This is a genomic window from Mesorhizobium sp. WSM3224 (assembly GCF_000427725.1).
GTDB lineage: Bacteria > Pseudomonadota > Alphaproteobacteria > Rhizobiales > Rhizobiaceae > Mesorhizobium.
This window is the reverse complement of the sequence record NZ_ATYO01000008.1, coordinates 100842-120809: the sequence shown is the minus strand read 5'-3', so window position 1 is coordinate 120809 and position 19968 is coordinate 100842. Positions and strand designations below refer to the sequence as shown.

The following is a 19968-nucleotide window of genomic DNA, read 5'->3' as shown; positions in this document are numbered from 1 at the left end:
TACGTTTTTCTTCAGTGACTTACACCCGCCATCCTGGCCAAGAACAGAAGCGCAGGAAACCGCCGTTTGCAGGCCGGCCTCACCTGAATATCAGGCGCCTGCCCGTTTGCGGCGCTCATACATCATCACCAGCGTTTCGGCGGTCAGGGCCGGCGTGTGCTCGCCTTCGATCTCGACAATGTTGGCCGCCTTCATGAGATACTGGCCGGGGCCGCGATCCTCCATGGAAAGCAGCGTGATGCGCAGCCTGATGCGCGCGCCGGCCTTGACCGGCGCCAGGAAACGCACCTTGTCGAAGCCGTAGTTGAAGGCGGCCTGCGTGTTTTCCGGCGCTATGTCCATCTCCAGCGCCAGCGCGCCGGTGATCGACAGCGTCAGATAGCCATGCGCGATCGTGGTGCGGAACGGGCTCTGCCGTTTTGCGCGCTCGGGATCGACATGGATCCACTGATGGTCGCCCGTGCATTCGGCGAACTGGTCGATGCGCAACTGGTCGACCGTCGTCCAGTCGGACACGCCGAGCTCCTGCCCGGACATCATGCGCAGCTGTTCGAAGGTCAGCGGCGTTCTCCGCCGTGTTTCCGTCATTCCGACTTTCCCGTCACTTTTGCCTGCTCCCGACCATGCAGCGGCGGCCTTAGTCAATTCGCGGCTTCGCTATTTCCACCGGCAAAGTTGATGCTTTTGCGGCAAGCCGAGAACGCGCGGCGCTTGGGCGGGTTGCATAGCGTGTCAGTCGACGGTGGAGCCGAAACCGCCGAATTTCCTACTTCTTCCCGTAACCGGCGCGGATTTCCGCCATCGCGTCCCTGATCCGGTCGCGCAGGATTTCGACGGACTCCGTACTGGATCTTCGCACAAGGTCAGCCACTTCGCTGGCATTCTTCAGCGTCGTCTCGAAGGATCTGCGGGCAAATTCGGCCTGTTTGCTCATCAGGTCCTGCGGATTGCCGGGCGTCTGGTAGTTCTGCGCCATCGTCGTGACCTCATGCAGGGCGTCCTGCACCATTTCGTGCTGTCGTGCCAGCACCGAGGAGGTGCCGGCAGCGCTTGCCCTTGCCGACTTTTCCAAGGCTTCGAGGTTCTTGCGGTGATGATCGAGGATCGCCTGAACATCGACATTCGGCAATTTGAGGTCGCGGCCGAACCTGCTGAACATGTCGAGGAACGAGTCGGAGTCCGGTTGTTTTGCCATACTATGCCTCCCGATTGCCGCGTTTTGCGGCGCCCTTGAAGGAGAATAGTGCGCGGCTGGCCCGCGTCAATCGACCAGGAACAGCAGCTCCGCAGTATAGAGAACCAGGCCGGCAAGCCCGCCGATGATCATGCCGTTGAAGCGGATATATTGCAGGTCCTTGCCGATGTTCATCTCGATCAGCCGCGTCAGTTGCGCCAGGTCCCAGCGCTTGACCTGGTCGGCGATGAATTTCGAGACGCCGCTCTTCTGGCTCTCGACGAACGAGGCCAGCGCCACGACAAAGCCCTGGTTCATGTCGGCCCTGATCTGAGCGTCGTCGGCCAGATGCCGGCCGGCCTCGACGAACATGTTGGCGAGATGCTCGCGGATCATCGAATTCGGCGCATCGATGTCCTGCTCGATGAACAGGCGCAGGCTTGTCCAGGCATCGCCGGCCAGCGCCCTCACCTCCGGACGTCCGAGAAAGTCGCGCTTCAGCTTCTCGGCGCGCCTTGCATATTGCTTCGAGGTCCTTAGCCGCTCGATGAAGCCAAGCGCGAAACGGTCGAATTCGGCGCGCATCGGATGGTCGGGATCGGCCCTGACCTCATCGAGCAGCGAACCCGCGGAGGCGACGATCTTCTTCAAGAGATAGGCATCGGCGCGGAACAGGTTGAACAGCGACGGCAGTTCCTCGCGGATCTTTTCACGCATTGTCGCCAGCGCCCGCTCGTCATTGAGGAAACGCCCAACGACCCTGGTGAATTCGTCGAACAGCTTCTGGTGACGGCGATCGTCGGTCAGCGCCGACAGCAGATCCGCCGCGAGCGGCGCCAGCGGCACCTTTTCGATCTGCTCCAGCATGCGGCTGGTGACGAAGTCGCGCAGGCTGGATTGCTCCACCGCCGACAACGTCTGCGGCACCAGCCGCGCGACGAATCGCGACAGGCCGGCGGCGCGCTCGGCATCGGCCAGCCAGTCCGCGACCAGAGCGGCGAAGTCGACCTCGGCCAGCTTTTCGCGCACCGGCTCCGGCGCCAGGAAATTGGCCTCGATGAAGCGGCCGAGATTGTCGGCTATGCGGTGCTGGTTCTCGGGAATGATGGCTGTGTGAGGAATGGGCAAGCCAAGTGGCCGCCGGAACAGCGCCACCACGGCATACCAGTCGGCGAGGCCGCCGATGGTCGCCGCCTCGGCGAAGGCCGCGACGAAGCCGAGCCATGGATGTCTGCCCTGGAAGGACTTGGCGAGCGCGAAGACAAGGATGCAGAAGGCGAGCGCCGCGGCGGCGATGAACTTGGTCCGTCGCAATGCCGAGAGCTTCGCTTGCGCATCGGCGTCGAAACGGACCGGCGCGAGGGCCGGAGCTGACTGTGACATGAAGGGCCGTTTCCTGTTTGCACCCGCATCTATCTAGTGGCTGCGCCGACGAAACGCTCGCTGAAGCTCAGGAGGCATATCGGGATCGCCATAGGCGGCATGCACAAAAAGTTGACACGATTGTTCAGCTATGTGGCGGTCCAGTCTGGAATTGTTCCAAACTATGGGCCATATTCGGCTCAAGCTAATGTTTTCGCGAGGATACCATGCGGCTCACGCGCCAGACCAATTATGCGATGCGCATCCTGATGTATTGCGCCGCAAATACCGACAGGCTGAGCCGCATCCCCGAGATCGCCGCCGCCTATTCGGTGTCCGAACTGTTCCTGTTCAAGATCCTGCAGCCACTGGTCGAGGCCGGCCTTGTCCAAACCGTGCGCGGCCGCAACGGCGGCGTGCGTCTCGGCCGCGCGGCCGAGCAGATCAACCTGTTCGATGTCGTGCGCGTCACCGAAGAGAGTTTCGCCATGGCCGAGTGCTTCGAGAACGACGCGGCCGAATGCCCGCTGGTCGACAGCTGCGCCCTGAATTCGGCGCTGCGTGAAGCGCTCAACGCGTTCTTCGCCGTGCTTTCCCGCTACACGATCGCCGATCTCGTCGCCGCTCGTCCGAACGTGCGCCATCTGCTCGGCATCGACCTTCTGGAGCAGCGCGCCCCGGCAGCCTAATTTAAGCGGCCGATTGCGGCAATACGAACGGCACGCTTCCCGCAGGCAGCGCGCCGACCTTCAGACGGCAGTCGAAGACCTTTTCAATCAGCTCGTCCTTCAGCACGTCTTGAGGTGAGCCGGCGGCGGCCAATTCACCACGATGCAGCACGAAGATGCGGTCGGCATACATGGCCGTGAGGTTGAGGTCGTGCAGGATCGCCACGACGCCGCCGCCGCGCCGGGCGAAATCGCGCGCGATGTTCATGATGATGAGCTGATGCTTGACGTCGAGGCTGGAAACCGGCTCGTCGAGGAACAGGTAGCGCGGCCTGCCCTCCAGCACCGGTGACCAGACCTGGCACAGCACGCGGGCAAGCTGCACGCGCTGCTGCTCGCCGCCGGAAAGCTCCTGGTAGAAGCGGCCGGCGAAGCCGTCGAGGTCGACACGCGCCAGCGCCCGCTCCGGCAGGCGCGCATCCTCTCCCGGCAACACGCCCGAGCGCCCGCCGACCAGGCCGAGGCGCACGATCTCGCGCACGGTGAAGGGAAAGGACAGCGCCGTCGACTGCGGCAGCACCGCGCGCAGCGTCGCCGTCTCGACCGGCTTCATGGCCGACAGGTCGCGGCCGTTGAGCGTGACGGTGCCGCTATAGGCAAGCTCGCCGGTCAACGCCTTGAGCAAAGTCGTCTTGCCAGATCCGTTCGGCCCGACGATGGCCGAGACCTCGCCGGGTCGCGCCGCGAAGTGGACATGCGACACGATGCGCTTGCCGCCGATCGCCACTGAAATGTCGCGAGCTTCGATCATGGCAAACTCACAAATCGACGATGCCGCGCCTGCGCAGCAGGATCCACAGGAAGAACGGCGCGCCGGCGACCGCGGTGACGATGCCGATCGGCAGCTCGGCCGGCGCGACGATGGTGCGGGCGACCGCGTCGGCGATGAGAAGCAGCGACGCGCCGAGCAGGGCCGATGCCGGCAGCAGGTAGCGGTTGTCCGGGCCGATCGCCAGGCGCAGGACATGCGGCACGACGATGCCGATGAAGCCGATGCCGCCGCTGACCGCAACCGAAGCGCCGACCGCCGCCGATACGCCGACGATGGCCGTGTATTTCAGCCGCTGCACCGGAGTGCCGAGATGGCCCGCGGTCGCCTCCCCGAGCGCCAGCGCGTTGAGGCCGCGCGACAGGAACGGCATCGCCGACAGCGCCAGCACGATCACCGGCCCGATGGTGCCGATCTTCGGCCAGGTTGCGCCGGCAAGCGAGCCGAGCTGCCAGAAGGTCAGGTCGCGCAGCTGGCGATCGTCGGCCATGAAGATGAGGACGCCCGTAAGGGCCATGGCCAGGGCGCTGATGGCGATGCCGGCGAGCAGCATCGTGGCGACGGACGTCCGTCCCTGGCGCGTGGCGATGGCATAAAGCCAAAACGTCACCGCCAGACCGCCGGAGAATGCCGCCAGCGGCAGCGCGAGCGTGCCAAGCGCAAGCGTGACCGGCGCAAGCCATGTGGTGCCGAGCACGATGATCGCCACCGCGCCGAGGCTAGCGCCGGCCGAAACGCCGATCAGGCCGGGATCGGCAAGCGGATTGCGAAACAGCCCCTGCATCACCGCGCCGCACACGGCGAGCGCGGCACCGATGAGCACACCGAACAGGACGCGCGGCATGCGGATGTCATAGACGATCAGCTGGTCGCGCGCCGCGAGCGCCGCGTCCACCGGCACGGCTCCGGTAAACCAGTCGCGGATGACGCGGACGGCGGACGCATCGGAAGCCCCCGACGTTAGCGACAGGAAAACGGAGAGCGCGAGCGCCAGGCCCAACAGCAGGATGACAAACCTTGCCCGTGCCGAGCGGTCGCCATCGGCCGTCATCACCCTGCCCGCCGCGCCGGCAATAGACTGTTCGGCCATGGCCGCTCAGTCCGTGACCTGGTTGCCATAGAGCGATACGGCAAGATCGTGGATGGCTTCCGCCGTGCGCGGCCCGAAGCCCAGCAGATAGCCGCCATCCATGCTGATCGCCTTGCGGGCGGCACCGGCCGGCGTCGAAGCGATCGACGGGTTGGCGAACAGCTCGTCTTCCGAGATCGGCGGCCCGGCATTGCTCATGGTCAGGATCACGTCCGGCCTGGCGGTGACGATCGCCTCGTCCGACATCTGCTTGTAGCCGGAAAAGCCTTCGACCGCGTTGACCGCTCCGGCAAGCTTGATGATGCCGTCACCGGCGGTATCGCTGCCCGCGGCAAGGATCTTGCCGCCCTGCGTCGAAAGCACGAACAGGATGCGCTTGCGCTTCTTGATCGAGGCCGTCTGTTTCTCGGCCGCCGTCAGCTTCGCATCCATCTCGGCTGCCAGCTTCTCGGCCTTGGCGTCGACGGCGAGCGCCTTGCCGACGATACGGATCTTTTCGAGGATGCCTTCATGGCTGTAGTGCTCGGGCACCTCGATGAAAGGCACGCTCGACTTCTTCAGCACGTCGACCGCTTCCTTCGGGCCGCTGCCATGCAACGCCAGGATTCCGCTCGGATTGACCGACAGCACACCCTCCGGCGACAGCGCACGCATATAGCCGACATCGGGAAGCTTAACCGCCTCCTTGGGGTAGGAACTCGTCGAATCGCGTGCCACCAGGTGCCTTTCCTCGCCGAGCGCATAGACGATCTCCGTGATCGAGCCACCGATGGATGCGATCCGCGACGCATCGGAAAACACGGGCGCGCTTTCGTTGGCGCCGGCCGGCAAGGCAGCAAGCAAAACACCGAGCATCGGCGCAAGCGCCGCGCGAAAACGGGAAACAACACGCATTGGGTGTTACCTTATGCAGCGGTCGGATTGGGGATACGGGGCAGGTTCTCGGCCAGGAAGCGCCAGTCCTCGCGCTCGCTTTCGCCTTCATGGCGCTTGCCGAAGAACTGGATGATCATCCCGCCATTGGCGTCATAGGCCTCGAGCGAAGTGACATGGCCGTCCTTGGTCGGCTTGCGCACCGCCCAGACTTCGTGGATGTGATCGGTCCTCAGATGCAGGTGGAAGGTCTCGTCGAGCACGTTGATCCACGGCCCCATCGGCTTGACCGACCGGATCGGGCCGGAATGGATCTGGATGCAGCCGCGATTGCCCACGAAACACATGATCGGCGTCCCGCTTTCGGCCGCGTGGTGGAACATGGCGCTCACCGCGTCGTTGTCGAGCAGCCAGGCATAGTCCTGGCCGACCATGCGCACCGCCTCGCGGCGGCTGAGCTTCAGCGTCTTCAGCATGCCGAAGAACTGATGCACGTCGGTGAGCCGGCTCCAGCGGTCGCGCAGGTCGTCGATCGTCGCAGCCGGGCCTTGGGCCTCGCCCTCTCCATCCGCGGCGCTTGGAAGGATCGCGGCGGTCGGTTCCTGGTTCGACGATTCGAGGCCCGCCACCAGCTTTTGATACGCATAGAGGTTCGACGCCGGCCGCAGATGCACCTTGTGCACGGCCTCGCCCGCCGCGTCGAAGAACTGCAGGCTGCGGCGTATGTCGCCGCCGTCGCGTTTCTCGACGGCGAAGCCATGCGCCCATACCTTCGGGAAGATGCGCAGGTCGATGTCTTCGCCCAGCACCATGGCGTTGTGACTGCCGGTGACGACCTTGTCATAGACGCCGATCTTTTCGTGCACGGCGCTTTCGTTGCGGGTCAGCGCCATTACCTCGCCGACCGCCTCGAGGCCGGTCAGCAGATCGTTGACGCGCGGCTCGACGCGCACGGCGCCGACACCGCATTGCGCCGCGACCAGTTCCGCTTCTGAAATGCCCAATTGTACCGCGAGATCGCGCTCCCGCATTTTCGGATTGTCCTGCCTTGCCCGCCGGATTTCCTCCGGCGACGGCTTCACGCGCTGGTCCATATCGTCACCTGTAATGCCTGATGTTTGCTCGTCTACCGCCTGCCGGTGCCTATCATTTGTTGAGGATCAGCTTGCCCTGGCGGGTGATCTTCAGGCGGTAGAGCGCGCCATGATGCTCGATGCCGATCTCATGCTCGCCCTGGAACAGGGTGTTGCTGGAGAGCGTCCTCACCGCCAACGGCACCCGTTCGTAACGCATCTGCATGTCCTCCGGACGGCGAACGCGATAGCGGAAATCATTGGGATTGTGCGTGTTCATCGGGTCGGTCCCTTTCCTCTGTCGGCCACCTTGGCCGCAGCCTCACAAAATGCCGATTCATTTCTTGACTAGAATGATCATGTTTACTAGTCAGTGCATTACCGGACTAAATGAGTCAACATTTAAGACGCCGGATATGATCAAAAATGCGAGCGAGCCCCTGGCCAGCCAGCTACGAGCCTGAATCTGGAGTTGGGGCATGGGGTTGGTGACTTGGGGACGGACGGGCCTGGCGGGCAACAGCGCAGGCTCGGACTTCCGATCGTTAGCGCGGGCAATGGCTATATTGATGGCCGGCTCAGTGGCAATCGCGCTTGGCGCACCCGCGGCAAAAGCACAGCAGGCTGCGCTGCCGACCGATCAGCGGGCTGACCAAAAGAAGAAAACCGACGAGAAAGCATCCGGCGACACCACCCTGCTCGACAAGATTCTCGTCATCAGCCGCACCGGCGAAACGGCGATCCAGTCACTGGCCTCCGCCAGCCATGTCGATCAGGAGCAGCTTGAGCGCCGCATGGCAACCACGCCGAACGAAATGCTGCTCGGCGCTCCCGGCGTTGCCGTGCAGGCCGACGCTCGGCGTGTCAGTTCGAGCATCAACATCCGCGGCCTCCAGGATTTCGGCCGTGTCGCCGTAATCGTCGACGGCGCAAGGCAGGATTTCCAGCGCTCCGACCATGGCACGCAGTCGACCTTCTATGTCGATCCCGAGCTCATCAGGTCGGTCGACGTCATCCGTGGCCCGGTCGCCAACACCTACGGCTCCGGCGCTATCGGCGGCGTTGTTTTCTTCGACACCAAGGACGCCGAGGATTTCCTCAAGCCGGATGAGACATGGGCCGGGTCGCTGACCGGGCGCTATGAGAGCAACGGCAAAGGCTGGACCACCAGCGCCACCGGCGCCTACCGGATCAACGAGAACTGGGACGTTCTAGGCAACATCGTCTACCGCGACTATGGCGACTACAAGAACGGCGGCGGCGACACCGTTGCCGGCACCGGCTTCGATGTGCTGAGCGGCCTGCTCAAGACCACCATCCGCCCGACCGAAAACAGCCAATTGAAGCTCGGCTGGGTCGGCTCCAGCGACGGATGGACGGAGACCAGCGGCGCCGTGCCGGCCAATGACGTCGACTTGAAGTCGAACACCTTTACCGCCCGCTACAACATCACCGACGATGCAAAGAGCTGGCTCGACCTCCACATCAACGCCTCCTACAACAAGACGGTTCTCGACCTGACCACGCTGGTCCCGCAGAACCGTTTCGATCCGGTCACCGGCCTGCCCGTGGTGCTGCCGGTCGGCTCAACCTCCGCCTTCGATGTCGGCACGACCGGCTTCGACATCTGGAATACCTCGCGCCTCGAGACGGCGAACGTCGCGCATGAACTGACCTATGGTGGCGACTGGGTCGGCGACGATGTCGATACCGGCGGCACGGCCGGCGGTGATTCCTTCTATACGCCGTCGGGCAAGCGCAACGTCTCGGGCGCGTACGTTCAGGACAAGCTGACCTGGGAATGGCTCGAAGTCATAGCGGGCCTGCGCTACGACAATTACAGCCTGAAGGACGACACCAATGAGGCCTCCGGTGACCGGGTCTCGCCGCGCATCACCGTCGGTGTTTCGCCTTTCGAAAGCGCTGGCCTGGCAGGACTGCAATTCTATGGCACCTATGCGGAAGGTTATCGCTCGCCGTCGCTGACGGAGACGCTGATCAGCGGCAACCATCCGGCCGGCGTCAGCTTCCCGTTCCTGCCCAATCCGAACTTGAAGCCCGAGACCGGCAAGACCGTCGAGTTCGGCGTCAACTACAAGCAGAACGACATCATCGAGGGCGGCGACGCATTCCGTTTGAAGGCAGCATATTTCAACAACAATGTCGACGATTACATCGACGGCGTGACGCTCTCGCCCTTCGACCCGACCAGCGGCTGCCCGTTTGGCCCCGGCATTCCGATCTGCTTCCAATACCAGAACTTCGCCAAGGCCAAGATCAACGGTTTCGAGCTGGAAAGCGTCTACGATGCCGGCTGGGGCTATGCCGGACTGTCGGCATCCATCATCAACGGCCACACCATCTCGTATGAAGGCGAGCGAGCCGACCTGGCCACGATCCCCTCCTCGCAGGTGACGGCCCAGCTTGGCTTCCGCTTCCTCGAGGACAAGCTGACCGTCGGCGGCGAAGTGCAATACAACGGCAAGCCCAAGGGCAATGCCGTGGCCAAGGACTATACGCTGGTCAACGCCTTCGCCAGCTACCAGGCGACCGACAATCTCAAGCTCGACTTCCGCGCCGACAATCTGTTCGACGTCAAATACACCAATCCGCTCAACGGAAGCACGACCGCCGTCCTTTACGAACCCGGCATCACGCTGAAGCTTGCGGCGACCATGCGCTTCGGAGGCTGAGCCGAGATGCGCAGCCTGACAACATCGCTTCGTCTCTTGACCTCGGCGCTGGCGATGTCGCTGGGCCCGGTGCCGGCGTGGGCCCAGTCCGCGCCGGCCCCTGCCCCAGGTCCGGCCCAAGGTCCCGCATTGAGTCTCGAGCTCAACGCCGCGCAGCCTTCGGAAAAAGGCTGCCGGCTGACCTTCGTCGTCAACAACGCGCTCGGCGCCGATCTGTCGAAGGCGGCTTTCGAGATCGCGCTGTTCAACGAGGCCGGCGTCGTCGACCGCCTCACCGTGCTCGATTTCAAGGACCTGCCGGCCGGCAAGACCAAGGTCACGCGCTTCGACCTTGCCGGCGCCGACTGCGCCAAGCTCGGCCGCGTGCTGATCAACAGCGCGACCGAATGTGCCGGCAATGGCCTCGAGCCGGTGGCCTGCATGCGCGCGCTGAAGACGTCGACCAGGACCGCCATCGCTTTCGGCATATAAAGGTGGGATTGCATCCGGCCTTCCCGCATGACGCCGTGGCGTGGCCTGCGTCCGATCCGCCGCAATGGGCGGCAACCGATCTTGATTTGACAACCCCATATCGCGCACGGCAGGTCTCGGCGCGAGACATGCAGGACATCAACAACCTCTCCGACGCAGGCAGTGAACTGGCGATCGCGCCGGCCGAGCCGCTCATGCAGGCGCGGCAATCCGCCGGGGACCGCAGATGGACGGTGGCGATCATTGCCTCCGGCCTGCTCCATGGCGCCGCTGCGGCGGCGTTTCTGATCGCGCCCGCCGGAACATTCGATTCCGCGGACGCGATACGAGCCGAGGGCGCCGACCAATCCGGCGCCAACGTCATCGGCAGCGCCCTGGATGAACAGGCGCCCGGCGCGGTGGATGTCACCTTGGTGCCGGATCCGCAGCCGGCGAAACGCCAGGCCGTGCGGCCTGCTCCGCCGGCCGAGGCGCAACCGGCAAGCGAACCGCCGACGCCTCAGCCTGCGCCGGAAGCCGTCAAGGAGCCCACCGCCCCCACGCCGGATATCCTGGCAGCCGCCGCGCCGCGCCAGGACGATCAGAGTGTCCCCACGGGCAGCGAACCGACGCCCGCGATCGAGCCACAGAGCACGCAAGCGCCCCCTGCCGAGCCCGAGCAGCCACCGGCCGCGAGCGCGACATCGAGCGCGCCAGCCGGATCGGCGGGGCCAAGCGAAACCATGGAACAGCGCGGCACGGCGGATGGCGATGCGCGCGATGCGCCGATCATCGCCAGCAAGGGCAAGAAACAGGCCGCCGGCAATGCCCTGGAATCCCGCTACAGCGGCGAAATCCAAAAGAAGCTGGCCCGCGCCAACCGTCGCGTTTCGAAATCCATCCAGGCCAAGGCTCGCAACAATGCCAGGGTGGTTTTCGTCGTCGCGGCCGATGGCAGCGTCAGCGACCTGCAGCTTGCCGAAAGTTCAGGGTCTGCCGAGCTCGATCAGTTCGCTTTGACGCTGGTGCGCAAGCAAGCGCCGTTCCCTCCCATTCCACCCGAGACCGGAAGGTCGAGTTGGGTGTTCAGAGCCCGGATCGGCCCTTTTTAGGCCTTCGCCATTCTAAACGTCGGAATTCATCCATTTCGAAAGGAAGCCAATGTACATCGCCATGAACCGCTTCAAGGTCCAGAACGGCTCGGAAGGAGCCTTCGAGGACGTCTGGAAGAACCGCGACTCCAGCCTTTCCGAAATGCAGGGTTTCAAAGAATTCCATTTGCTGCGCGGTCCGGTCAACGAGACCGAAGGCTACACGCTGTTTGCTTCGCACACGGTCTGGGCAAGCCAGGAGGATTTCGTCGCCTGGACGAAATCGGAGAATTTCCGCGCCGCCCATCGCAATGCCGGCACCTCGAAGGTCCATTACCTCGGCCACCCTCAGTTCGAGGGGTTTTCGGTCGTCGAAGGCGCCTGACTTCTGACGCGCAAAGTCAATCTCCGCCAACGGTCAGGGTGTGTTGAGATTCAGGTCAGGCCGAGTCGAGAATGGTGGCTTCCGAGAACCGGAGCGGAGCGTACTTAAAGTACGTGAGCACCGGAAGCGCAGGAAGCCGCCGTTCGCAGGCCGGCATCACCTGAATATCAATACACCCTAAGCAGCCGCAAGCAGGCTCGCATTGCCTCCTGCCGCCGTTGTGTCGACGCAGACCGCGCGCTCATGGGCGTAGGCCGCCGGGTTGAGCACTTCGCTGACCAGCGGCACGATCGGCCCGGAGCGCTCGGCAATCACCTTGCGCACGATTCGCGCCACCTCCGGCGTGCCGGAGAAGGCGACGACATCGACACGCAGCGAGCGCGCCTCCACCGGATCGGGCCGGCCGTCGATGGCCGCGAGCGGTAGGCCCTTGCCGGTCAGCGCCGACAGCGCCGCCGGCGCGCCTGGCGCCACCGCGAGCACGGCATTGCCGGCCGCGAGGGCCTGGATGGTCTGGGAAAGCAGCGTCTCGGCATCCGGGCCGAGGCAGAGCACCCGGCCGCGCGGCGCCAGCGACAGCGTGTTGGCCTCGCCGGTCGGTCCCGGCAGGTCGACTTGGCCGAAATCGAGGCTGGCCGCGGCAGCGATCGCAGCCGCGCCCTTGCCGCGCAGATGCTTGCGCAGGATCGCCACGCGATCCGGCCGCGTCGACCAGCCGCCCAGCGCCGGATCCGGCAGATTGTCGGCAAGCTCGGTCGCCGTCACCTTGTGACCCTCGCCGACCTCGGTGCCGGCCTCCGGCCCCTTGCGGAAGCGGCGCAGGTAGTGCGGTCCACCTGCCTTCGGGCCGGTGCCCGAAAGCCCCTCGCCGCCGAAAGGCTGCGAGCCGACAACGGCGCCGATCTGGTTGCGGTTGACGTAGATGTTGCCGGCATGGATGCCGTCGACGAAATGCTGGACGCGGCCCTCGATGCGGGTGTGCAGGCCGAAGGTCAGGCCGTAGCCCTTGCGGTTGATGGCGGCGATCACCGCGTCGATCCCGTCGGCATCGAAGGTCGCGACATGCAGCACCGGGCCGAACACCTCGCGCTCCATCTCCTCGATGCCTTTGACGCGGAAGACATGCGGCGCGACGAAGCGCCCATGCTTCGGGGCCTCCAGTCTGGCGATCAGCCGTCCCTCCAGCCCCTTCTTCTTGCAGTAGTCGCTGATCGCGCCTTGAGCCTCGTCGTCGATAACCGGACCGACATCGGTCGAGATCAGCCAGGGGTCGCCGACCTTGAGCGCTTCCATCGCGCCCTTCAGCATTTCCAGCATCTTCTTCTCGACGTCCTTCTGCACATAGAGCACGCGCAGCGCCGAGCATCGCTGACCGGCGCTCTGGAAGGCCGAAGCGAGGATATCGCGCACCGCCTGCTCCGGCAGCGCTGTGGAGTCGACGATCATGGCGTTGAGCCCGCCCGTCTCGGCAATCAGCATGGCGTCTGGCACCGCGGTTTCCGCCAACTGCTTTTCGATCAGCTTGGCGACCTCGGTCGAGCCGGTGAAGCAGACGCCGGCGATGCGCGGGTCTGCGGTCAGCGGCGCGCCGACCGACGGACCGTCGCCCGGCAGCAGCTGGATGACATCCTCCGGCACGCCCGCCTCGCGCAGCATCTCGACAGCGCGGAAGGCGATCAGCGGCGTCTGCTCGGCCGGCTTGGCGATCACCGAATTGCCGGTGACCAAAGCCGCGGCGATCTGGCCGGTGAAGATCGCCAGTGGAAAATTCCATGGCGAGATGCAGACGATCGCGCCGCGCGCTTGCGTGCCCACCTCGGCATTTTGTGCCTCGGCCGCGTAGTAGCGCAGGAAGTCGACCGCCTCGCGCACTTCCGCCACGCCGTCGGCCAGCGACTTGCCGGCCTCGCGCGTGGAGAGAGCGAAGAACTCGACCGCGTTGGCCTCGTAAAGGTCGGCGGCGCGGTTGAGGATCGCGGCGCGCTCGGCAACGGGGCGCTTTGCCCAGGCCGGTTGTGCGTCGACGGCAATGCGCACGGCGGTCGTCACCTGCTTGGCCGCCGCTTCATGCACCGTGCCGACGACCTCGTCGGGCTTGGCCGGATTGACGATCTGGCGCAGCTTGCCGTAGCCGGCGGCGCGCGTGACCGGCTTGGCATGCCAGCGATCCGCTCCCGCGAACTCCGCCCTCGCCTTGTCGACGGCTGCGAGCGTCACCGGATCGGTGATGTCGAAGCCCTTGGAATTGCGGCGCCCAGCGCCGAAGATCGCGGCGGGGCGCGCAATTGCCGGATTGGCGGCGGGACCCTGTGTCTCGACAGCCTCGAGCGGGTCGCGTGCGATCTCCTCCGGCTCGACCTCGTCGTCGGTCAACTGATGCACGAAGGAGGAGTTGGCGCCGTTCTCCAGGAGCCGCCGCACCAGATAGGCAAGCAGGTCCGAATGCGCGCCGACCGGCGCATAGATGCGGCAACGCGTGCCCTCGGCCTTGCGCACCGTCTCATGCAGCGCCTCGCCCATGCCGTGCAGGCGCTGGAACTCGAAACTATCGCGATCCTTCGTCATCGACAGGATGGCCGCCACGGTGTGCGCGTTATGCGTGGCGAACTGCGGATAGATACGATCGGTCATCGACAGCAGCTTTTTCGCGCAGGCGAGGTAGGAAACATCGGTGTTGGCCTTGCGGGTGAAGACCGGATAGCCCGTGAGGCCGAGCGCCTGCGCCCGCTTGATCTCGGTGTCCCAATAGGCCCCCTTCACCAGCCGCACCATGATCCGGCGGTCATATTTTTTCGCCAGCGCATAGAGCCAGTCGATGGCGAAGGCCGCGCGCGGGCCATAGGCCTGGACGACGACGCCGAAACCGTCCCAGCCGGCAAGTTCCGGCTCGGCCAGCACGCGTTCGATGACGTCCAGCGACAGGTCGAGCCGGTCGGCCTCCTCGGCGTCGATGTTGAGGCCCATGCGCGAATGCCGCGCGGCAAGCGCCAGCGACAAAAGCCGCTCGGCCATCACCGGCAGCATCGTCTCCCGCTGCGCCACCTCGTAGCGCGGATGAAGCGCGGAGAGCTTGACCGAAATGCCGTGATTGTAGCGGATATCAGGGCCGTTCGACCCGGAATCGAGCGAGGAAATTGCATCCGCATAGGCCCGGTGGTAGCGCAGCGCGTCGGCTTCGGTGCGGGCCGCCTCGCCCAGCATGTCGAAGGAATAGAGATAGCCCTTCTGCGTCATCGGCCGACCGCGTTTGACCGCCTCGGCGATGGTGCGTCCGAGCACGAACTGCTCGCCCATCTCGCGCATCGCGGCCGCCACGGCCTTGCGGATCACTGGCTCGCCAAGCCTGCGCACCATGGCGCGCAGCGTGCCTTCGACGCCGCCCTCGCCTTCGTCGAGCACGCGGCCGGTCAGCATCAGCGCCCAGGTCGAGGCATTGACGAAAATCGAGCTTGAGCCGCCCGAATGCGCCGACCAGTCATGCGGCGCGATCTTGTCGGCGATGAGATCGTCCATCGTCTCGGAGTCGGGCACGCGCAGCAGCGCCTCGGCCAGGCACATCAGCGCCACGCCCTCCTTGGTCGACAGGCCGTAGGCCGAGAGAAAAACCTCCATCAGCCTGGGGTCGGTCGAGCCGCGCACCGCGCGCACCAGATCGGCCGCGCGGGCCGAGATCGCGTTTCGCTCTTCTCCCGAAAGCCCGGCCGCCGCTGAAAGCCGCTTCACCGCCTCATCTTCGTCGGGCAAATAATTGGCACGGATCTGCTGGCGGATGGCGTCGAGCGGCATGTCGGGTCCATGAAAGCGAGCGTTAGGGAGCGGTCTGGCCACTGCCGGACCGATTGCCGCAAGCTAGCACAGCTGGGGATTTCAGGCGGTCCAAAGAAATCGACAATATAGTCCGATCGATCTATCATATAGGTCAAAGCCTTCCCATTTCGACCGCGATTTCGATGACCGAAGACCAATTGGACCGCATTGACCGTAACATCCTGTCCGCGCTCGGGCGCGACGGCAGGCTTTCGATGTCTGAACTGGCTTTGAAGGTCGGACTGTCGAAGACGCCGGTGCAGGCACGCGTGAAGCGGTTGGAGAAGGACGGCTACATAAGAGGCTACCGCGCCGTCATCGACCGCGAACGCATGGGCGAAGGCCATGTCGCCTTCGTCCAGGTGAAGCTATCCGACACGCGCTCGGCAGCGCTCGATGCCTTCAATCGCGCGGTGCAAGCTGTGCCGGAAATCGAGCAATGCCACATGATGGCGTCGAGCTTCGATTATCTCCTGAAGGTCCGCACCACCGACATCGCCGCCTATCGCCGCGTGCTCGGCGAGCGCATCTCGGCCTTGCCCCATGTCGCCCAGACCTCGACCTTCGTGGCAATGGAGACGGTGAAGGACCGCTAATCCGACAGCGTCTTGAGGAACGCCACCAAGGCCGCCCGCTCACGGTCGGACAGATCGAGCGGATGGACTTCCGAGACGCCTTCAACGGCAGGCGGCGCCTTTGAATAATGCGCCACCACCTCATCGAGCGTCGAGAACTGCCCGGCATGCATGTAAGGCGGCCGGCCTGCGGCGCCTCGCAATGAAGGCGTCTTATAGGCGCGCACGGTTTGCGGCCCGTCCTTCACCATGAAACGCAGCTCGCGGCAGGCGCTTTCATCGCCGTCCCGGAATTTGCCGAGACAGTTGAACGGGTCGGCCTGAACTTGCGCTACGGCATCCACGCGGCCACGGTCCAACGGCAGGCCCTCGACCGGCGCCACACCGGTGTTGTGGAAGGAATTGTCGGTGAAGCGCGTGCCGTTGTGACAGGTCACGCAATTGGCTTTGCCGATGAACAGCTTCAACCCGAGAATCTCTTCGGGCGAGAAAGCAGCGTCACCTTGCGGCGCTGCGCCGGTCGCGAGATCGATGGCAAAGCGGTCGAAGCGCGTCTGCTCAGGCTCGATCGACCGCTCGAAGGCGGCGATCGCCTTGCCGATATTGGCATAGACGCGATTGATGTCCTGTTGCTGGCTGGCGGGCATGGCGTTCCACGCCGCCTTCTCGGTCTCGCTGCCGAGCGGGCTGGCATTGGCCGGCACGGTCGAAAGGTCGGGCAGCGGTCCGAAGATGCGCTCGTAGCGCTCGCCGAACCGCTTCTTGATGTAATGCGCGAAAGCAGCCCGGTTGCCGGCCTGCTCCAGCGGACTTTCAAGCGGCGTCAGCGCCTGCGCCCACAGGCTGTCGCGCCTTCCGTCCCAGAAGAACCACGGATTGCGCGCCACGCCCGCCAGCGGCATGGTGCGCCGGTTGGTGTGGCCGATGCCGACCGCCTGTGGCAGGTCGTCCTGGAACTGGCGGTCGATCTTGTGGCAGGTCGAGCAGGACACCGTGCCGTCGCGGCTCATGCCGACATCGAAGAACAGCGTCGAGCCAAGCGCGGCAGCCGCCGGCACGTCCGCATACTGGTTCGTGGTGTCCGCTTTGAGCGCAGGCAGCGTGTTCAGCGCCAGCGATGCGATGGTCTTCTTCTCGGCATCGCTGAACTGAGGCTTGCCGCAGCCGCCCAGCAAGGCGAGAGCGGCCAAAGCCAGCAGGCTTACGACGCTGGCCGGATGCCTCATTGCCCGCTCACAACACGACGTTGAAGACGACGGAATCGGAGCCGGCTGTCGCCGAGATGGCGAAGCGCAATTGCCACCAGCCGCTCATCGTGAACTTCACGCCGTCGATGCGGTAACGCCCGCCGCCCAGATAATCGGTCGCCTGCGGACTGGTCGGCAGGCCGTGATCGTGCTGCGGCATCCCGCCGGAAACGGTGATGGCCGCCCCCTCCACCGGCGCGCCGGCGGCGGTCTTCAGCGTCAGCAGCCAGGATTGCAGCTCGCCTTGCCGGATGACGCCGCGTTCCGGCTCGAAGCTCGCGACGAAAAGGCCGTTCGCCGTCTTTTTCGACCGCGACGTGTCCGGACCGGAAGCCTGGTGCGGCAGCGTCAGATAGACGGCAGCCACGATACCGACCAGCAGAGCAGCCAGACCAAGACCCGCTAGAATGTAACGCCATATCGATGCCAAGCCCGTTCCTCTTCGGCTGCTAACGTCACGGACCGCGTATCGCGTCCCGCCCTGCCTGTGGGAAATCGCTTCTGGCGCAAAATTCAGCCTTCGCCAAGCATGGCGCTGCCCGCCGCAAAAAGCTACAGCAACAAGGTCTTAGGAAGGGATGGGATAAGCCGCATGGCCAATGGTGTCGCGTCGATCGGCGAATGCATGCTGGAACTGTCGGGCCAGACCGGTTCTAACTGGCGCATGGGCTTTGCCGGCGACACCTTCAACACGCTCTGGGCATTGCACGCATTGAGCCCGGATCGGCCCGCGACCTATGTGTCGGCCTTCGGCGACGACCCCTTCTCGCGCGACCAGATTGCCTTCTTTGCCGAGAACGGCATAGGCATCGGCAACAGTCCGGTCATTGCCGGCGCACGCCCAGGCCTTTACGCCATCACACTCACCGGGGCCGAACGCGCCTTCACTTATTGGCGAAGCGATGCGGCCGCGCGCCAGCTCGCCTCCGATCCACCCGCGCTGGCAAAAAGCCTTGAAAGCCAGGCGCTTGTCTATTTTTCCGGAATCACCTTGGCAATTCTGGACGCGGCGGCGCGCAAAACCCTCCTGTCGGCCGTGGCGGCTGCCCGCAAGGCCGGCTCGCTCGTCGCCTTCGACCCGAACTACCGGCCGCGCCTGTGGCCGAGCCACGAGGCGGCGCAGGCCGCGATCCTGGAGGCGCTCGCCGTCGCTGATATCGCGCTGCCGACCTTTCCGGACGAGCAGATGCTGTTCGGGGATCCGACGCCGCAGGCGACGGCGTTGCGCATTGGCAAGCTGACCGGCGAGGTCGTGGTCAAGAATGGCGAGCAGCCGGCCTTGATTGCGCTGAACGGCGCTTCACGGACTGTTGACGCGGTGCATGTGGCCGCCCCGGTCGACACCACCGGCGCGGGCGATTCCTTCAACGGCGGCTATCTCGCCGCCAGGCTTGCCGGCCATGCGCCCGCCGACGCCTCCCGCCGTGCGCACAAAGTCGCCGCCGCGGTTGTGCAGGTTCGCGGCGCACTCGCTCCGTTCGACACGCTGAAGAAGGCCTTCGACAGTTAAGCGCCGTCGAAGCTTAGGCGGATGTCACTTCAATATCGGAAACCTTAGGGAAGTCGGAACCGGTATTCCGTCACCTGATGGTAGATCTGTCCCGGCCATAGCGTGGCCTGCGGGAAATAAGGCCGGTTGGGCGCGTCCGGCCAGGTCTGCGCTTCGAGGCAGAGGCCCGAAAACGCCTCATAGTGGCGGCTTTCGAGCCCCGGTGATGTCGGCGCGACATACTGGCCGATGTAGAGCTGGAGGCCGGGCTCGGTGGTCCACACTTCCATCTCGACGCCGGAACTGGCGCCTTGCACCCAGGCCGCCTGGTGCAGCGGTCCACGGTTGGAGGCCAGGCAGAAATTCTGGTCGTAGCGAAGCTGCTCGCCTTCCATTTCCACACGGAGCGGCCGCGCCTGCCGGAAATCGTAGGGCGTGCCGTCGACCGGCTTCACTACGCCGGTCGGGATCATCTCGTCATCGACGGGCGTGTAGGCGCCGGCGTTGAGCATCAGCCGATGGTCGAGGATGTCGCCGGCTCCGCCATCGTCGAGATTGAAATAGGAATGCTGCGCGAGATTGCACAGCGTCGGCTCCTCGCAAGTCGCGGTCAGCTCCATGCTGAGCGTGCCGGGGATTTTCAGCCGGTAGGTGCAGGTGACATCGAGCGCGCCGGGAAAGCCCATCGCGCCGTCCGGATCGTGCAAGGTCAGCGTCACGAAATCGCGGCCGTGCAGCGAGACGCTCCATGGCCGGTGGAAATAGCCTTCAGAGCCGCCATGCAGCGTATGCTTGCCGAGAAAGTTGCGCTCGGTCTGGTAGCGCTTGCCGGCAATGGTGAAGCGGCCGCCGCCGATGCGGTTGGCGAAGCGGCCGACGACCGCCCCGAAAAAGGCGCGGTCGGTCTCGTAGGGCTCGAAGCTGTCGTAGCCCAGCACCAGCGGCGCATCGTGGCCGGCGAGACGCAGGTCCTGGACGATCGCGCCGAGGCCGATGATGTTGGCGGTGAGGCCGCCGCCCCGGATTGTGAACCGGCGCACGGCCTCGCCCGCCTGTGTCGTGCCGAAGACCTCGCCGTCTTTCATCGCTTTGCCCGAAACCTCGATTGCAGATCCGTGTTTAGGCCGGCGGCGCCTCGTCCGGCAAGGGCAGGCCCGACGCC

General features: G+C 64.8%; 19 protein-coding genes. 7 read left to right on the top strand and 12 right to left on the bottom strand.

Features of this window, described 5'->3' with window-relative positions; translation table 11 throughout:
- Nucleotides 1-90 precede the first annotated feature (90 nt).
- The 3 genes from YU3_RS0116005 to YU3_RS0115995 all read right to left on the bottom strand — a co-directional run bounded on the left by YU3_RS0116005 (nt 91) and on the right by YU3_RS0115995 (nt 2557).
- On the bottom strand, nt 91-588 hold the full coding sequence (locus YU3_RS0116005) for a MaoC family dehydratase (protein ID WP_027167207.1): 498 nt from the start codon (nt 586-588) through the stop codon (nt 91-93).
- A 178-nt stretch (nt 589-766) separates the two neighbouring features.
- A complete protein-coding gene (locus YU3_RS0116000) occupies nt 767-1195 on the bottom strand; it encodes a phasin family protein (RefSeq protein ID WP_027167206.1) in 429 nt (142 codons plus the stop codon).
- A 66-nt stretch (nt 1196-1261) separates the two neighbouring features.
- A complete protein-coding gene (locus tag YU3_RS0115995; protein WP_027167205.1) occupies nt 1262-2557 on the bottom strand; it encodes a DUF445 domain-containing protein in 1296 nt (431 codons plus the stop codon).
- Between the two features lie 206 nt (nt 2558-2763).
- Between YU3_RS0115995 and rirA the strand changes: the two genes are divergently transcribed.
- Nucleotides 2764-3225, top strand: a complete 462-nt coding sequence (gene rirA, locus YU3_RS0115990) for an iron-responsive transcriptional regulator RirA (RefSeq protein ID WP_027167204.1) — start codon at nt 2764-2766, stop codon at nt 3223-3225.
- Nucleotide 3226: 1 nt separating this feature from the next.
- Here the strand turns inward: rirA and YU3_RS0115985 are convergent, their stop codons facing one another.
- Genes YU3_RS0115985 through hemP form a run of 5 tightly spaced genes read right to left on the bottom strand, consistent with a single transcriptional unit; the run spans nt 3227 to nt 7349 of the window.
- Complete coding sequence (locus YU3_RS0115985; RefSeq protein ID WP_027167203.1) at nt 3227-4015, bottom strand: heme ABC transporter ATP-binding protein; 789 nt, start codon at nt 4013-4015, stop codon at nt 3227-3229.
- A gap of 7 nt (nt 4016-4022) precedes the next feature.
- Entirely contained in the window at nt 4023-5123 is a 1101-nt protein-coding gene (locus YU3_RS0115980; protein ID WP_027167202.1) for an iron ABC transporter permease, read from the bottom strand.
- 6 nt (nt 5124-5129) lie between these two features.
- Nucleotides 5130-6017: a hemin ABC transporter substrate-binding protein gene (locus YU3_RS0115975; protein WP_027167201.1), complete on the bottom strand. Its 888-nt coding sequence runs from the start codon at nt 6015-6017 to the stop codon at nt 5130-5132.
- 11 nt (nt 6018-6028) lie between these two features.
- Complete coding sequence (locus tag YU3_RS0115970; RefSeq protein WP_027167200.1) at nt 6029-7090, bottom strand: hemin-degrading factor; 1062 nt, start codon at nt 7088-7090, stop codon at nt 6029-6031.
- A 52-nt stretch (nt 7091-7142) separates the two neighbouring features.
- Nucleotides 7143-7349 carry a hemin uptake protein HemP gene (gene hemP / locus YU3_RS0115965; protein ID WP_027167199.1) on the bottom strand — a complete coding sequence of 69 codons (207 nt, stop codon included), beginning with the start codon at nt 7347-7349 and terminating at the stop codon, nt 7143-7145.
- 289 nt (nt 7350-7638) lie between these two features.
- On the opposite strand from hemP, the gene YU3_RS0115960 reads away from it, so the two are divergent.
- The 4 genes from YU3_RS0115960 (at nt 7639) to YU3_RS0115945 (ending at nt 11688) form a co-directional block, all read left to right on the top strand.
- The gene (locus YU3_RS0115960; RefSeq protein ID WP_245273521.1) at nt 7639-9762 is read left to right on the top strand and encodes a TonB-dependent hemoglobin/transferrin/lactoferrin family receptor; all 2124 of its coding nucleotides are present in this window, start codon (nt 7639-7641) and stop codon (nt 9760-9762) included.
- A 6-nt stretch (nt 9763-9768) separates the two neighbouring features.
- Complete coding sequence (locus tag YU3_RS0115955; RefSeq protein WP_027167197.1) at nt 9769-10233, top strand: hypothetical protein; 465 nt, start codon at nt 9769-9771, stop codon at nt 10231-10233.
- Nucleotides 10234-10361: 128 nt separating this feature from the next.
- On the top strand, nt 10362-11324 hold the full coding sequence (locus tag YU3_RS0115950; protein WP_027167196.1) for an energy transducer TonB: 963 nt from the start codon (nt 10362-10364) through the stop codon (nt 11322-11324).
- Nucleotides 11325-11373: 49 nt separating this feature from the next.
- Nucleotides 11374-11688: an antibiotic biosynthesis monooxygenase gene (locus YU3_RS0115945; RefSeq protein WP_027167195.1), complete on the top strand. Its 315-nt coding sequence runs from the start codon at nt 11374-11376 to the stop codon at nt 11686-11688.
- A 177-nt stretch (nt 11689-11865) separates the two neighbouring features.
- On the opposite strand, the gene putA is transcribed toward YU3_RS0115945, so the two are convergent.
- Nucleotides 11866-15474 carry a bifunctional proline dehydrogenase/L-glutamate gamma-semialdehyde dehydrogenase PutA gene (putA, locus tag YU3_RS0115940; protein WP_027167194.1) on the bottom strand — a complete coding sequence of 1203 codons (3609 nt, stop codon included), beginning with the start codon at nt 15472-15474 and terminating at the stop codon, nt 11866-11868.
- Between the two features lie 164 nt (nt 15475-15638).
- Here putA and YU3_RS0115935 point away from each other — a divergent pair, with 164 nt between their 5' ends.
- Nucleotides 15639-16091: an Lrp/AsnC ligand binding domain-containing protein gene (locus YU3_RS0115935; RefSeq protein ID WP_027167193.1), complete on the top strand. Its 453-nt coding sequence runs from the start codon at nt 15639-15641 to the stop codon at nt 16089-16091.
- Here YU3_RS0115935 and YU3_RS0115930 read toward each other — a convergent pair.
- Nucleotides 16088-17296 (bottom strand): cytochrome c peroxidase, encoded by a 1209-nt coding sequence (locus YU3_RS0115930; RefSeq protein ID WP_027167192.1) that lies wholly within the window; start codon nt 17294-17296, stop codon nt 16088-16090. The genes YU3_RS0115935 and YU3_RS0115930 overlap by 4 nt on opposite strands.
- 7 nt (nt 17297-17303) lie before the next feature.
- Nucleotides 17304-17747, bottom strand: a complete 444-nt coding sequence (locus YU3_RS0115925; protein ID WP_027167191.1) for a FixH family protein — start codon at nt 17745-17747, stop codon at nt 17304-17306.
- 162 nt (nt 17748-17909) lie between these two features.
- Here YU3_RS0115925 and YU3_RS0115920 point away from each other — a divergent pair, with 162 nt between their 5' ends.
- Nucleotides 17910-18827: a sugar kinase gene (locus YU3_RS0115920; RefSeq protein ID WP_027167190.1), complete on the top strand. Its 918-nt coding sequence runs from the start codon at nt 17910-17912 to the stop codon at nt 18825-18827.
- A 44-nt stretch (nt 18828-18871) separates the two neighbouring features.
- Here the strand turns inward: YU3_RS0115920 and YU3_RS0115915 are convergent, their stop codons facing one another.
- Entirely contained in the window at nt 18872-19891 is a 1020-nt protein-coding gene (locus tag YU3_RS0115915; protein ID WP_027167189.1) for an aldose epimerase family protein, read from the bottom strand.
- Between the last annotated feature and the right edge of the window lie 77 nt (nt 19892-19968).

What these genes read in the sequence shown, in the direction of transcription:
- YU3_RS0116005 (WP_027167207.1), bottom strand. Translation starts at nt 588, where the DNA reads ATGACGGAAACACGGCGGAGAACGCCGCTGACCTTCGAACAGCTGCGC.
- YU3_RS0115930 (WP_027167192.1), bottom strand. Translation starts at nt 17,296, where the DNA reads ATGAGGCATCCGGCCAGCGTCGTAAGCCTGCTGGCTTTGGCCGCTCTC.
- YU3_RS0115960 (WP_245273521.1), top strand. Translation starts at nt 7,639, where the DNA reads ATGGCCGGCTCAGTGGCAATCGCGCTTGGCGCACCCGCGGCAAAAGCA.
- YU3_RS0115985 (WP_027167203.1), bottom strand. Translation starts at nt 4,015, where the DNA reads ATGATCGAAGCTCGCGACATTTCAGTGGCGATCGGCGGCAAGCGCATC.
- YU3_RS0115980 (WP_027167202.1), bottom strand. Translation starts at nt 5,123, where the DNA reads ATGGCCGAACAGTCTATTGCCGGCGCGGCGGGCAGGGTGATGACGGCC.
- YU3_RS0115970 (WP_027167200.1), bottom strand. Translation starts at nt 7,090, where the DNA reads ATGGACCAGCGCGTGAAGCCGTCGCCGGAGGAAATCCGGCGGGCAAGG.
- hemP (WP_027167199.1), bottom strand. Translation starts at nt 7,349, where the DNA reads ATGAACACGCACAATCCCAATGATTTCCGCTATCGCGTTCGCCGTCCG.
- YU3_RS0115920 (WP_027167190.1), top strand. Translation starts at nt 17,910, where the DNA reads ATGGCCAATGGTGTCGCGTCGATCGGCGAATGCATGCTGGAACTGTCG.
- YU3_RS0115955 (WP_027167197.1), top strand. Translation starts at nt 9,769, where the DNA reads ATGCGCAGCCTGACAACATCGCTTCGTCTCTTGACCTCGGCGCTGGCG.
- YU3_RS0115945 (WP_027167195.1), top strand. Translation starts at nt 11,374, where the DNA reads ATGTACATCGCCATGAACCGCTTCAAGGTCCAGAACGGCTCGGAAGGA.
- YU3_RS0115975 (WP_027167201.1), bottom strand. Translation starts at nt 6,017, where the DNA reads ATGCGTGTTGTTTCCCGTTTTCGCGCGGCGCTTGCGCCGATGCTCGGT.
- putA (WP_027167194.1), bottom strand. Translation starts at nt 15,474, where the DNA reads ATGCCGCTCGACGCCATCCGCCAGCAGATCCGTGCCAATTATTTGCCC.
- rirA (WP_027167204.1), top strand. Translation starts at nt 2,764, where the DNA reads ATGCGGCTCACGCGCCAGACCAATTATGCGATGCGCATCCTGATGTAT.
- YU3_RS0116000 (WP_027167206.1), bottom strand. Translation starts at nt 1,195, where the DNA reads ATGGCAAAACAACCGGACTCCGACTCGTTCCTCGACATGTTCAGCAGG.
- YU3_RS0115915 (WP_027167189.1), bottom strand. Translation starts at nt 19,891, where the DNA reads ATGAAAGACGGCGAGGTCTTCGGCACGACACAGGCGGGCGAGGCCGTG.
- YU3_RS0115950 (WP_027167196.1), top strand. Translation starts at nt 10,362, where the DNA reads ATGCAGGACATCAACAACCTCTCCGACGCAGGCAGTGAACTGGCGATC.
- YU3_RS0115935 (WP_027167193.1), top strand. Translation starts at nt 15,639, where the DNA reads ATGACCGAAGACCAATTGGACCGCATTGACCGTAACATCCTGTCCGCG.
- YU3_RS0115995 (WP_027167205.1), bottom strand. Translation starts at nt 2,557, where the DNA reads ATGTCACAGTCAGCTCCGGCCCTCGCGCCGGTCCGTTTCGACGCCGAT.